This window comes from Microbulbifer sp. ABF4_107, assembly GCF_056312215.1.
In genome coordinates, this window is the sequence record NZ_CM149983.1 from 3,701,099 (window position 1) to 3,714,628 (window position 13,530).

The following is a 13,530-nucleotide window of genomic DNA, read 5'->3' on the forward strand; positions in this document are numbered from 1 at the left end:
CCATCCCCCCTATATAACAACAACAAACATAAACACGTACTTATACGTAAGGTATGTATAACTTTATTTATGTATAGATAAGAAAGCGAAAAACGAATTTTCTAAATGCCGCTTTTTTGCACAGCTCAACACCCCTATAATGTGCGGCCGAATTTTTCCCTGATTACCCTTGTCAGTGGCAAGCTGACACCAGAGCTGGATCCTATGGACTACCCCACGCAATATGATGTGATCGTGATTGGCGGCGGACACGCTGGCACCGAGGCGTGCCTGGCGGCGGCGCGCATGGGGAGTCGTACCCTGCTGTTGACCCACAACATCGAGACCCTGGGTCAAATGTCCTGTAATCCCGCCATCGGCGGCATCGGCAAGAGCCATCTGGTGAAGGAGGTCGACGCACTCGGCGGCGCCATGGCGACCGCCACCGACCTCGGTGGTATCCAGTTCCGCGTGCTGAATGCGCGCAAGGGCCCGGCGGTGCGCGCCACCCGCGCCCAGGCCGACCGCGCCCTGTACAAGGCGGCGATTCGCAATATTCTCGAGAACCAGCCCAATCTGGACATTTTCCAGCAGGCCGCGGATGACCTGATTGTTGAAAATGACCGCGTTTGCGGTGTGGTTACCAACGCGGGGCTGCGTTTCCTCGGCAAAACCGTGGTGATCACTGCCGGCACCTTCCTCGGCGGGCGCATTCATATCGGCCTCGACAATCATTCCGGTGGCCGCGCCGGCGATCCGCCCTCCATCGCCCTCGCCGAGCGCCTGCGCGGACTGCCGTTCCGGGTAGAGCGCCTGAAGACCGGTACCCCGCCCCGTATCGATGCGCGCTCCGTGGACTTCTCCGGCCTGGAGGAGCAGTGGGGAGACGAGCCGCTTCCGGTCATGTCGTATCTCGGCAATCGCGAGCAGCACCCGCAGCAGGTGTGTTGCTGGATTACCCACACCAACGAACGCACCCACGAAATTATTCACGGCGGCCTGGATCGCTCGCCCATGTATTCCGGGGTGATCGAAGGCATTGGCCCGCGCTACTGCCCGTCCATCGAGGACAAGGTGCACCGCTTTGCGGACAAGAGCAGCCACCAGATCTTTATCGAGCCCGAGGGCCTGACCACCAACGAGCTCTACCCCAACGGCATCTCCACCAGTCTGCCGTTCGACGTGCAGATGAACCTGGTGCGTTCCATCAAGGGCTTCGAGAACGCGCATATCACCCGCCCGGGCTACGCCATCGAATACGATTTCTTCGATCCGCGGGATCTGCTGCCGTCGCTGGAAACCAAATTTATCGGCGGGCTGTATTTTGCCGGCCAGATCAATGGCACCACCGGCTACGAAGAGGCCGCTGCTCAGGGACTGCTGGCGGGCGCCAATGCGGCCCTGCAGGCCCAGGATAAAGACGCCTGGGCCCCGCGCCGCGACGAAGCCTACCTGGGCGTACTGGTGGACGACCTGATCACCAGCGGCACCAAAGAGCCCTACCGCATGTTCACCAGCCGCGCGGAATACCGCCTGCTGCTGCGGGAAGACAACGCTGACCTGCGCCTGACCGAGAAGGGCCGCGATCTGGGACTGGTGGACGACGTGCGCTGGCAGGCGTTCTGTAAAAAACGCGAGGCCATCGAGCGCGAGCAACAGCGCCTCAAGGAAACCTGGATCCAGCCGGGCACCGACGCGGCGAAAACCGTCGAGCAGAAACTGCCGCAGCCACTGGCCCGCGAGTACAGCCTGCAGGACTTGCTGAAGCGCCCGGAACTGGAATACGAAGATGTGGCCAATCTCAGCGGCGAAGCCGTCAGCGATGAGTGGGTTGCGGAGCAGGTAGAAATCTCCGCCAAGTACGCCGGCTACATCGACCGCCAGCGCGACGAAATTGAGCGCCTGCAGGCCTACGAGGACACTCCACTGCCGGTGGACTTCGATTACGCCGGCGTTTCCGGTCTCTCCAACGAGGTGATACAGAAACTGAGTGATGCGCGCCCGGACACCCTGGCCCGCGCCGGCCGCGTGCCCGGTGTGACCCCTGCGGCGGTATCCCTGCTGCTGATCCAGCTGAAAAAACGTGGTCTTCTGAACCGCAAAAAGGCGGTTTGAGGCCATGCAACAGTTTCGCACCCGGCTGCAGCAGGCGGCCGCGCAGCTCAATCTGGATCTGACCAATGTGCAGCAGGACAAGCTGCTCGCCTATCTCGACCTGTTTGCCCGCTGGAACGCCGCGTACAACCTGTCCGCGGTGCGCGATCCGGCGGAAATGCTCGAGCGCCATATCATCGACAGTTTGAGCGTAGTGAACCTGTGCGGCACCAGTGCCGAGGATCAATCCCCGCTGATCGACGTGGGCTCCGGCGGCGGCCTGCCGGGGATTCCCCTGGCAATCATCCACCCCGAGCGCCCCATCAGTCTGCTGGACAGCAACGGCAAGAAATCCCGCTTCCAGTTCCAGGTGGCCAGTCAGCTCAAGCTCGCCAATATCAACGTGGTGAACCAGCGGGTGGAGGCCTATCAGCCGCAGAAACTGTACGCCGGTGTGGTTTCGCGGGCGTTTGCTTCACTGCAGGATATGGTTTCGGGAAGTGAGCATTTACTCGCGCCCGGCGGCCGATTCTATGCGATGAAGGGCAAGATCCCGGAAGATGAGTTGAGTGCATTGCCAAAAGGCATTAAGGTCGAACAGCTGCACCCATTGCGTGTACCCGGGTGCGACGCCGAGCGCCATCTAATCGTCCTCCAGCGTGAGGATTGAGCCTCAGGCCATCCTTCCCCTCACCGGGATCGACGACAATATACGAATTCGATACCAGCACACCGGGCCGATGTTCGCGGGTGTGCTTTTGCTGCCGCATCTTCCGGTGAAACCGGCCTAGCGGCGAGCCCGGACCGCCAGAGGAACTGCGCCACCGGGAACAACAGGATCAGAACCTTGAGCAAGATTTTTGCGGTAGCCAACCAGAAAGGCGGAGTCGGTAAAACCACCACCTGCGTCAACCTCTCTGCGTCCCTCGTCGCCAACAAGCGCCGGGTGCTGTTGATTGACCTGGACCCCCAGGGCAACGCCACCATGGGCAGCGGCGTGGACAAGAGCGACCTGCAGCTGTCCAGCTACGACGTGCTGGCCAGCCTGCTGCCGCCGCGCAAGGCGATAGTTCCCACCGACAGCGGTTTCGACCTGATGCCGGCCAACATCGACCTGTCCGCCGCGGAAGTGGAACTGCTGGAAATGGATGGCCGCGAATCCCGCCTGCGCCAGGCCCTGGAGCAGATCGCCGACGACTACGACTACATCATCATCGACTGCCCGCCGTCCCTGAATATGCTCACGGTGAATGCGCTGTGTGCCGCCGGCGGTGTGCTGATTCCCATGCAGTGTGAGTACTACGCGCTGGAGGGGCTGTCTTCCCTGATCGACACCATCACCCAGGTGCAGCAGGCGGCCAACCCGAACCTGAAAATCGAAGGCATACTGCGCACCATGTACGACCCGCGCAACAGTCTTACCGGCGACGTATCGGAGCAGCTGAACGAATACTTCGGCGAGCGCCTGTACCGCACCTGCATCCCGCGCAACGTGCGTCTGGCGGAAGCGCCCAGTTTCGGCAAGCCGGCGCTGGATTACGATCGCAGCTCCAAGGGCGCCATCGCCTATCTCGCGCTTGCCGGCGAAATCACCCGTCGCGAAAACGCGGCCAAACAGAACAACAGCAATCAAAGCAGCGGACCTCGCCCGGTAGCGGAAGCGGTTTAAGACTGAGGTAATAGACTTATGGCCGGCAAACGCAAGGGCCTCGGGAAAGGACTTTCCCATCTGATCAGCAACAACGCCAGTGAAGCCATAGCCGTGGCCACCGGCGAGCGCAACGGCGATATCGTCGAGCGCGTCGACGGCGAGCTCAAGGAGCTGCCCATCGAATACCTGCAGCGCGGCCGCTACCAGCCGCGCCGCGACTTCCCGCAGGAATCTCTGCAAGAACTCGCCGACTCCATCCGCGCCCAGGGCATTATGCAGCCCATCGTGGTACGCCCTATCGGAGAGCGAAAGTACGAGATCATTGCCGGTGAGCGCCGCTGGCGCGCCGCGCAGATCGCCGAGCTGGACAAGGTTCCCGCGCTGATCCGCGAGGTGTCCGACGAGGCCGCCATCGCCATGGCGCTGATCGAGAACATCCAGCGGGAAGACCTGAACCCGGTGGAAGAGGCCATCGCGCTGAAGCGCCTGCAGGACGAGTTCGAACTCACCCAGCAGCAGGTAGCGGAAGCGGTGGGCAAGTCCCGCACTGCGGTCACCAACCTGCTGCGCCTGCTGAGCCTGACCGAAGAGGTGCGCACCTTCCTCGAGCGCGGCGATATCGAGACCGGCCACGCCAAGGCACTGCTTGGCCTCGCCGGCGAAAACCAGAAATCCGCCGCCCGCCAGGTGGTGGACCGCGGCCTGACCGTGCGCCAGACCGAAGCGCTGGTGCGCAATATTCACGAACAGGCGGGCAAGCCGAAACCGAAAAAACCGGAAATCGATCCGAATATCCGCCGCCTAACCGAGCGCCTTGCGGAAAAAATCGGTGTGCCTGTGACCATTGATCACGGTGAAAAGGGCGCCGGAAAGCTGGTGCTTAAATACACCAGTCTCGACGAGCTGGACGGAATTCTCGCGCATATGGGCTATCGCGAAGACTGATCACGAAATTAGCCCACCCCGCTGGAACCGTTACCATTGCAACGTTTCTGTAAGAAATGCGCCAAAACAGTGCGAGGTTTTGGCGCATTTTTTGTATCTGCGGGCTGCAGATTCCGAGTAAAAGTGAGTGCTCACTATCGCGCTATCCTGTGGCGAAAGAACGCGAACGCCATACCAACTGACTAGATTTGCCAGTTGAACCGGCAGGCTGGTTCAGACATAATTCGCACGCCCAAAATTTGGGCGGAGAATTAATTCTGGCCGGCCTGTTCCCGCCTATGCGTAATCCCCCGGTAGTAAAGATTTCGCTGATCCAGCTGGCAGTCGTATTGCTCGCTGCACTGGCACTCGAATTCGCGATCGGACGTGTGGTTGCCCTCTCCGCCCTGCTCGGTGGCGCCCTGTGTGCGCTGCCCAATCTGTATTTTGGCCTGCGCGCCTTTGAACTTTTGGGGCCGAATCGCGGCAAGGTTCGCGGTGCGCGCGCAAGCCAGCGTGCGGTGGGAAGTTTCTACCGCGCCGAAACCGGCAAGTTCGTAATGACCCTGGTGGGGTTTGCTGTGGTATTTGCCAGCGTCAAAACGCTGAACCCCGCGGCGCTGTTTATCAGCTACGGCTTGTGCGTGATTTTGCACTGGATTCTCGTGGCCCGACTGCATGCAACGAAGTAGCAGGGGCCGGGGAGCCTCCGATTGGATCTGCGCTGATTGAGTGAGCCGAAAAATAGACGGCCGCGCAGAGGAGAGGCTCCGCGAAACAGATTTTTTATCTTAAAACGTGTTGAGGAACTATGGCTGCCGAACAAACCGCGACGGGTTATATCCAGCACCACCTGCAAAATCTGGCTTACGGTAAACTTCCTGCGGGTTACACCCGTGCCGACGGAACCGTACTCTCCGAATCCACCTGGACCATTGCGCACAGCAGTCAGGAAGCCGCCGATATGGGCTTCTGGGCTGTGCACCTGGACACCCTCGGTTGGTCCATTGGTCTTGGTCTGATTTTCTGCTTCCTGTTCGCGCGTGCCGCGAAAAAAGCCACTGCCGGCGTTCCCACCGGTTTCCAGAGCTTTGTGGAAGTGATTGTCGACTTCATCGACAAAACTGTTAAAGACACCTTCCCCCACCGCAACAGCATGGTCGCCCCGATGGCGCTGACCATCTTCGTGTGGGTATTCCTGATGAACCTGATGGACCTGATCCCGGTCGACTGGCTGCCGATGGCGTACGCCCAGGGCGTGTCCGCGTTGACCGGTGCGGATCCGCACCATATCTATTTCAAAGTCGTCCCCACTACTGACCTGAATGCCACCCTCGGTATGGCGCTGGCAGTGTTCGCGCTGATGATCTTCTTCAGTGTGAAAGAAAAGGGCCTGATGGGATTCGTCAAAGAACTGACCCTGCACCCCTTCCACTCCGGCAAGTGGTACATCGATATTTTCCTGATCCCGTTCAACTTCCTGCTGGAAGCGGTTTCCCTGATCGCCAAGCCTGTGTCTCTCGGCCTGCGTCTGTTTGGTAACCTCTACGCGGGTGAGATGATCTTTATCCTGATCGCCATCGTCTTCGGTGTTGGTGTTCTGGGCTTTATCGGCGCCGGTCTGCTGCAGATGGGCTGGGCCATTTTCCACATCCTGGTTATTACCCTGCAGGCCTTCGTATTCATGGTGTTGACCACCGTGTACATGGCCATGGCGCACGACCGGGAAGATGAACACGCGCACGACCACTAAGGTCGCGCCGCCCCCGGCCTGGCCGGGGGCAAAAGTTTTGTCGGTTTACTGACTTTTTTCACTCACTTTCAACTTCAACAACTCTTTACTTACTTTTGGAGAAAACAATGGAAGCATTAGGTCTGGTTTACGTAGCTGCTGCACTGCTGATCGGTCTGGGCGCACTGGGTACTGCTATCGGTTTCGGCACCCTGGGTGGCAAACTGCTGGAAGGTTCTGCACGTCAGCCTGAACAGGCTCCGGCTCTGCAGGGCAAAATGTTCCTGATGGCTGGTCTGCTCGACGCCGTTCCGATGATCGGTGTTGGTATCGCTATGTACCTGATTTTCGCGGTAGCTCCTGGTCTGGCTGGTTAATTCCCCGTTCCAATTGCCCTTTAACCCATTTTTGAAAGAGCAAGAGGTGTCGGTGTGAATATCAACCTGACTCTGATCGGCCAGTCGATCACCTTTCTCGCCTTTGTATGGTTCTGCTGGAAGTTTGTCTGGCCGGCCCTGCTGGGTGTTATGCAAGAACGTGAGCAAAAAATTGCGACCGGTCTGCAAGAAGCCGAGCGTGCGGAGAAAGATCTCGAACTGGCTCAACGCAAAGCTGTCGAGCAACTGAAAGAAGCCAAAGCCCAGGCTGCGGAAATCATCGATGGCGCCAACAAGCGCGCCAATCAGATCGTTGACGAAGCCAAAGAGGCCGCGCGCAGTGAAGGCGATCGCCTGAAAGCTGCCGCACAGGCGGAAATCGAACAGGAAGTAAACCGTGCGAAAGAACAGCTTCGCTCGCGTATCGCTGCCCTGTCTGTTGCCGGCGCCGAGAAAATTCTCTCGGTCAACATTGATGCCAAAGCGCACGATGACATGATCGAGAAACTGGCAGCCGAGCTGTAAGCGAGGAACCCATGTCGGAACTCAGCACACTGGCTCGGCCCTACGCAAAAGCGGCTTTTGCCCACGCCCAACAGGCTTCTGACCTTTCCGGTTGGAGCCTGGCGTTGGCAACCGCAGCGGCGGTCAGCCAGAACGAAAAAATTGGCGAGCTGCTGGAAAACCCGCAGTTGACCAGTGAAGTGCGCGCGGAAAAGTTCCTGTCTGTTTGCGGCGATTTCAATGCGTCGCAGCAGAACTTCATCAAGCTGCTGGCGGAAAACCACCGCCTGCCGCTGTTGCCGGAAATTTCCGAACTGTTCGAAGCGCTGAAGGCCCAGGCAGAAGCCACTCTCGAAGTGGAAGTCATTTCTGCCCGCCCGCTCAGCGACGAACAGTCCCAGCGCCTCACCCAGACTCTCAGCAAGAAGTTCTCCCGCGAAGTGCACCTGCACAGCGCGGTAGATGAAAACCTGCTGGGCGGTGCAATCATTCGCGCTGGCGACACGGTCATTGATGGCACCGTGCGCGGTCGACTGGCCAAACTCGCCGAGGCGATGAACTCCTAAATTATCGTCCCCTCTACCGCCAAGGCGGTGGAAGGGAATTCGAGGAACAGAGCATGCAGCAACTGAATCCCTCTGAGATCAGTGAAATTATCAAGAGCCGCATCGACAATCTCGATGTGAGCACAGAAGCCCAGAACGAGGGCACCATTGTTTCCGTATCCGACGGTATCATCCGCATTCACGGCCTGGCCGATGTGATGTTCGGTGAGATGATCGAGTTCGAAGGCGGCGTAACCGGTATGGCGCTGAACCTGGAGCGCGATTCCGTTGGTGCCATCGTACTGGGTGACTACAAGTCCCTGGCCGAAGGCCAGAAGTGCCGTTGCACCGGCCGCATCCTGGAAACTCCGGTTGGCCCGGAGCTGCTGGGCCGCGTGGTTGACGCCCTGGGTAACCCGATCGACGGTAAAGGTCCGCTGAACAACAAGCTGACCGACGCGGTTGAGAAAGTAGCCCCCGGCGTAATCGCCCGTCAGTCCGTTGATCAGCCGGTTCAGACCGGTCTGAAAGCGGTAGACACCATGATCCCGATCGGTCGTGGCCAGCGTGAGCTGATCATCGGCGACCGTCAGATCGGTAAGACTGCGGTAGCAATCGACGCCATCATCAACCAGAAAGATTCTGGTATTAAGTGTATCTACGTAGCCATTGGCCAGAAGCAGTCTTCTATTGCCAACGTGGTACGCAAGCTGGAAGAGCACGGCGCCATGGACCACACCATTGTGGTTGCCGCGGGCGCTGCCGACCCGGCTGCGATGCAGTTCCTCGCACCCTACGTGGGCTGCTCCATGGGCGAATACTTCCGCGACCGCGGTGAAGACGCCCTGATCATTTACGATGACCTGACCAAGCAGGCCTGGGCCTACCGCCAGATCTCCCTGCTGCTGAAGCGTCCTCCGGGCCGTGAAGCCTACCCGGGTGACGTTTTCTACTTGCACTCCCGTCTGCTGGAACGCGCCGCACGCGTAAACGCTGACTACGTAGAGAAGTTCACCAACGGTGAAGTGAAAGGCAAAACCGGCTCTCTGACCGCGCTGCCGATCATCGAGACCCAGGCCGGAGACGTTTCCGCATTCGTACCGACCAACGTAATTTCCATTACCGATGGTCAGATCTTCCTGGAAACCGACCTGTTCAACTCCGGCGTACGCCCGGCGATCAACCCGGGTATCTCCGTATCCCGTGTTGGTGGTTCCGCGCAGACCAAGGTAGTAAAGAAGCTGTCCGGTGGTATCCGTACCGCACTGGCCCAGTACCGCGAACTCGCGGCCTTCTCCCAGTTCGCCTCCGACCTGGACGAAGCCACCAAGGCCCAGCTGGATCACGGTGAGCGCGTAACCGAGCTGATGAAGCAGAAGCAGTACTCTCCGCTGTCCATTGCCGAGATGGCTGTTTCCGTTTACGCCGCGGACAAGGGTTACCTGAAAGACGTAGAAGTTGCCAAAGTGCTGGACTTTGAATCCGCCCTGCTCGCTTACATGAACAGCGAACACGCAGAGCTGATGGCGCAAGTAAACAGCACCGGTAACTACAACGACGAAATCGACAACGCCTTCAAGGCCGCGATCGAGAAATTCGTTGCTACCGGTAGCTGGTAATACGCTTTCGCCCTGCACGTTTTGCGTGCGGGGCGAAACAACGCGAGCGAACAAGGTAAATCACTATGGCAGGCGGAAAAGAAGTACGCACAAAAATTGCCAGCATCAAGAGCACGCAGAAAATCACCTCGGCCATGGAAATGGTTGCGGCGAGCAAGATGCGTAAAGCTCAGGATCGCATGGCACTGGGGCGCCCTTACGCAAGCCGCATTCGCGCGGTGCTTGGCCACGTGGCCAACGCCTCGGCGGAATACCAGCCTATCTACCTGCAGGAGCGAGAAGTCAAACGTGTGGGTTACATCCTGGTATCCACCGACCGAGGACTTTGCGGCGGCCTGAATATCAACGTATTCAAGTCAGTCATCCGCGAGATGCACTCCTGGGATAAACAGGGTGTGGGTGTGGATATCTGCGCGATCGGTAACAAAGCGGTCAGCTTTTTCAAAAATATTGGTGGCAATGTGGTTGCCGCACTGCGGGACGTGGGTGATAACCCTGAAGTTTCCCAGCTGCGCGGTCCCGTGAAGGTGATGGTAGACCGTCTCGCCGCCGGTGAGATTGATCGCCTTTACCTGGTGTCCAACGAATTCGTGAACACCATGACCCAAAAGCCGCAAATCCAGCAGCTGTTGCCGCTTCAGAAAGAAGAAGACGAACAGCACCAGCAAAGCTGGGATTACCTGTACGAGCCCGAAGCAGTTGAACTGCTGGATGGCCTGCTGGTGAACTACATCAGATCTCAGGTGTATCAGGCGGTAGTGGAAAACAAGGCCTGTGAACAGGCTGCACGTATGATTGCGATGAAGAGCGCTACCGACAACGCCGGTGAGCTGATCGACGCACTGCAGCTGGTTTACAACAAGGCGCGCCAGGCAGCAATTACCCAAGAGCTGTCTGAGATTGTTGGCGGCGCCGCCGCGGTGTGACCCCGGGTCATCCGCAGAAAGATTTGAACTTTGAGGATCGGGAAATGAGTAACGGGCAAATTGTGCAAGTTATCGGCGCGGTCATCGACGTGGAATTCCCGCGCGACGCCGTACCGAATGTATACGATGCACTGGTGGTTGAGGAAAAGAACCTCACCATGGAAGTGCAGCAGCAGCTGGGCGATGGCGTGGTTCGCGCGATTGCCATGGGTTCTTCTGAAGGTATCCGTCGCAGCATGGCGGTGAAGAACACTGGCGCTCCAGTTTCCGTACCGGTTGGTACTGAAACCCTGGGCCGCATCATGGACGTACTGGGCAACCCAATCGACGAGTGTGGCCCTATCGGTGAAAAAGAGCGTGCCTCTATCCACCGCGCCGCGCCGACCTACGAAGACCAGGCAAGCTCCACCGAGCTGCTGGAGACCGGCATCAAGGTAATCGACCTGGTATGTCCGTTCGCCAAGGGTGGTAAAGTTGGCCTGTTCGGTGGTGCCGGTGTAGGTAAAACCGTAAACATGATGGAGCTCATCAACAACATCGCCACCGAGCACAGCGGTCTGTCCGTGTTCGCGGGTGTAGGTGAGCGTACTCGTGAAGGTAACGACTTCTACCACGAGATGCAGGAAGCCGGCGTTGTTAACGTCGAAGAGTTTTCCAAGTCCAAGGTAGCGATGGTTTACGGCCAGATGAATGAGCCGCCCGGCAACCGTCTGCGTGTGGCCCTGACCGGCCTGACCATGGCCGAGAAGTTCCGTGACGAAGGTCGTGACGTACTGTTGTTCGTAGACAACATCTACCGTTACACCCTGGCCGGTACCGAAGTATCCGCACTGCTCGGCCGTATGCCGTCTGCGGTAGGTTACCAGCCAACCCTGGCGGAAGAGATGGGTGTTCTGCAGGAGCGTATTACCTCCACCAAGACCGGCTCCATCACCTCCATCCAGGCGGTATACGTACCGGCGGATGACTTGACCGACCCGTCTCCAGCGACCACCTTCGCGCACCTGGACTCCACAGTAGTACTGAGCCGTGACATCGCCGCCAAGGGTATCTACCCGGCCGTTGACCCGCTCGACTCCACTTCCCGTCAGCTGGATCCGCAGGTGATCGGCGAGGAGCACTACAGTGTGGCCCGTGGCGTACAGTCCGTACTGCAGCGCTACAAAGAACTGAAGGACATCATCGCGATTCTGGGTATGGACGAGCTGTCTGAAGAAGACAAGCAGATCGTAGCCCGCGCGCGTAAGATCGAGCGTTTCCTGTCTCAGCCGTTCCACGTAGCGGAAGTATTTACCGGTGCACCGGGCAAATACGTGTCTCTGAAAGAAACCATCCGTGGTTTCCAGGGCATCCTGAACGGCGACTTCGATAACCTGCCGGAGCAGGCCTTCTACATGGTCGGCACCATCGACGAAGCCGTCGAGAAAGCCAACAAGAAGTAAGGCACGCATGTGGCACCGGTAGTCATGCCGGTGTCACCCAAGACAGCTGAGAATGAGGTAGCCTTATGGCTATGACAGTACATTGCGACATCGTAAGTGCACAGGAATCCCTCTTCTCCGGTCTGGTGAAGATGGTGATTGTCAGCGGCGTCGAAGGGGAACTCGGTATCTCCTACGGTCACGCGCCTCTGCTCACCGCAATCAAACCGGGTCCGGTACGCATCATTAAAGACAATGATGAAGAGGAAGTACTGTTCCTGAGCGGCGGCTATGTCGAAATCCAGCCGAACATTGTCACCGTCCTCGCCGATGTCGCTGAGCGCGAAATCGACGAAGATGCTGCCAAAAAGGCACGCGAAGAGGCAGAACACGCCCTGCGCAGCGCCCCGGCGGATATCGACTACAACCGTGTCTCCGCACAACTTGCTGAAGCCGAAGCCCGTCTGCGCACCATGCAGGCGATCCGCAGAGCCGCTGGCAAGTAACCTACTTTTTTGTAGGAGCCTGCTCCACAGGCGAACGAAAAAAGCAGCTTCGGCTGCTTTTTTTGTGCCCGTGTGCGCGACATAGAACCCTAGAAAAGGTTGATGTTCTTGGTCAGCGTCACGCTACTTTTGTTGCCGGTTTCACCTTCCATGCTGTCGTAACGAAGGTAGAAGTCGTCGTCTATGCGGGTAATGAACGACACCTTGAACACCTCTTCGCCATCCACCATTCTGGCGAACTCACTTTCGGCGTTGCCGCTATAGTCGTTTTTGATCCACTCGCCGGCCAGGTAGAAATAGCGAGTCTGCAGCAGTAAACCCGCGCGATAGCGACGGATATCATCGTCAATATCCACGGCTTCTCCGTTTTCTTCGACCGTGGTGTCGAGCCAGGATTGCGTGCCGCCAAGCCACAGTGACAAATCTGTGGTGCTCCCAAAGCGCCGCCCCACGGCAAAGGAAAGATCGATATTGCCGTCGCCTCCGGTTAGCAGAAACTCGTCCGCCGCCTCGTCAGCTGCGCTGGTCACTTTACCGGCCTGTATATCGACGTTCACTCCGTAGCCGTAGTGCCAGCGATCACTTTTACCGAAATCTTTACCGTCCCAACTGGTGACCGAAAGCTTGGGCGCGATTTTTCCACCCCCACCCTGGGTGGCGATCCCCGGCATGGCTTCCAGTTTCTGTAGTGGAATATTCAGGCGGCGACGCTGGGCTTCCGCATTCTCTAAATCTGCTTTAGCGGACTCGCGATAGGATTCCAGCTGCGCGATACGCTGCTCCATCCGCAATAATTCGGCGCCAATCTGCGCCTGCGCTTGCGACTGATTGAGCTTGTCAGCATCTGCTTTCTCCACGCCCACTGCCGCCAGCGCCGATCCCGGATCGGTAAGAGAAAGCGCAACGACCGAGTCTCGCAACCGGGAAATATCCGCAATTTCGTCGGTATAGTCGGAGATTTCTGCGGTACCCGCGTCGATTGCATCGTCCAGTCGCTCCCGTTCAAGATGTCGGCTGTCACCTACCCTTGCGGTATCTGATGGATTCACCTCAACGGCGCGCACCGCTCCCGTACTGATCGCAGATGCGGCCGTCGGCAGCATCAGGCAGATCGCCAGTGGCATTACAAAATTTTTCACAAATTGTCCCCCTGTTAGTTCTCGGCTTTACGTTGTGATTTTTTTAAAACTTTATACCTTAAAACAGCCATAAATTCGTATTTTGTTGTGCTGCTGTGGCGCCGTGGACGGAA

At 58.2% G+C, this 13,530-nt stretch carries 14 protein-coding genes; 13 read left to right on the forward strand and 1 reads right to left on the reverse strand.

Going from position 1 to position 13,530, the window contains the following annotated elements:
- Nucleotides 1-204: 204 nt before the first annotated feature.
- The 13 genes from mnmG to ACYX4K_RS15215 all read left to right on the forward strand — a co-directional run bounded on the left by mnmG (nt 205) and on the right by ACYX4K_RS15215 (nt 12,278).
- Nucleotides 205-2,094 (forward strand): tRNA uridine-5-carboxymethylaminomethyl(34) synthesis enzyme MnmG, encoded by a 1,890-nt coding sequence (gene mnmG, locus ACYX4K_RS15155; RefSeq protein ID WP_475093905.1) that lies wholly within the window; start codon nt 205-207, stop codon nt 2,092-2,094.
- Nucleotides 2,095-2,098: 4 nt separating this feature from the next.
- Complete coding sequence (gene rsmG, locus ACYX4K_RS15160; protein ID WP_475091310.1) at nt 2,099-2,743, forward strand: 16S rRNA (guanine(527)-N(7))-methyltransferase RsmG; 645 nt, start codon at nt 2,099-2,101, stop codon at nt 2,741-2,743.
- A gap of 177 nt (nt 2,744-2,920) precedes the next feature.
- Complete coding sequence (locus tag ACYX4K_RS15165; protein WP_475091309.1) at nt 2,921-3,742, forward strand: ParA family protein; 822 nt, start codon at nt 2,921-2,923, stop codon at nt 3,740-3,742.
- A gap of 18 nt (nt 3,743-3,760) precedes the next feature.
- Nucleotides 3,761-4,669, forward strand: a complete 909-nt coding sequence (locus tag ACYX4K_RS15170; RefSeq protein WP_475091308.1) for a ParB/RepB/Spo0J family partition protein — start codon at nt 3,761-3,763, stop codon at nt 4,667-4,669.
- Between the two features lie 278 nt (nt 4,670-4,947).
- Nucleotides 4,948-5,340 carry an ATP synthase subunit I gene (locus ACYX4K_RS15175; protein ID WP_475091307.1) on the forward strand — a complete coding sequence of 131 codons (393 nt, stop codon included), beginning with the start codon at nt 4,948-4,950 and terminating at the stop codon, nt 5,338-5,340.
- Between the two features lie 119 nt (nt 5,341-5,459).
- Nucleotides 5,460-6,401, forward strand: coding sequence for a F0F1 ATP synthase subunit A (atpB, locus tag ACYX4K_RS15180; RefSeq protein ID WP_475091306.1), 942 nt, complete (start codon nt 5,460-5,462; stop codon nt 6,399-6,401).
- Nucleotides 6,402-6,508: 107 nt separating this feature from the next.
- Nucleotides 6,509-6,757, forward strand: coding sequence for a F0F1 ATP synthase subunit C (gene atpE, locus ACYX4K_RS15185; protein WP_010131056.1), 249 nt, complete (start codon nt 6,509-6,511; stop codon nt 6,755-6,757).
- Between the two features lie 54 nt (nt 6,758-6,811).
- Nucleotides 6,812-7,282, forward strand: coding sequence for a F0F1 ATP synthase subunit B (locus tag ACYX4K_RS15190; protein WP_043319867.1), 471 nt, complete (start codon nt 6,812-6,814; stop codon nt 7,280-7,282).
- Between the two features lie 11 nt (nt 7,283-7,293).
- Entirely contained in the window at nt 7,294-7,827 is a 534-nt protein-coding gene (locus tag ACYX4K_RS15195) for a F0F1 ATP synthase subunit delta (protein WP_475091305.1), read from the forward strand.
- 53 nt (nt 7,828-7,880) lie between these two features.
- Nucleotides 7,881-9,425 carry a F0F1 ATP synthase subunit alpha gene (gene atpA, locus ACYX4K_RS15200; protein ID WP_475091304.1) on the forward strand — a complete coding sequence of 515 codons (1,545 nt, stop codon included), beginning with the start codon at nt 7,881-7,883 and terminating at the stop codon, nt 9,423-9,425.
- A 65-nt stretch (nt 9,426-9,490) separates the two neighbouring features.
- Complete coding sequence (gene atpG, locus ACYX4K_RS15205; RefSeq protein WP_475091303.1) at nt 9,491-10,351, forward strand: F0F1 ATP synthase subunit gamma; 861 nt, start codon at nt 9,491-9,493, stop codon at nt 10,349-10,351.
- Between the two features lie 44 nt (nt 10,352-10,395).
- A complete protein-coding gene (gene atpD / locus ACYX4K_RS15210) occupies nt 10,396-11,793 on the forward strand; it encodes a F0F1 ATP synthase subunit beta (RefSeq protein ID WP_475091302.1) in 1,398 nt (465 codons plus the stop codon).
- Nucleotides 11,794-11,858: 65 nt separating this feature from the next.
- Nucleotides 11,859-12,278 (forward strand): F0F1 ATP synthase subunit epsilon, encoded by a 420-nt coding sequence (locus tag ACYX4K_RS15215; protein WP_475091301.1) that lies wholly within the window; start codon nt 11,859-11,861, stop codon nt 12,276-12,278.
- An 89-nt stretch (nt 12,279-12,367) separates the two neighbouring features.
- Here the strand turns inward: ACYX4K_RS15215 and ACYX4K_RS15220 are convergent, their stop codons facing one another.
- Nucleotides 12,368-13,417 (reverse strand): hypothetical protein, encoded by a 1,050-nt coding sequence (locus tag ACYX4K_RS15220; protein WP_475091300.1) that lies wholly within the window; start codon nt 13,415-13,417, stop codon nt 12,368-12,370.
- Between the last annotated feature and the right edge of the window lie 113 nt (nt 13,418-13,530).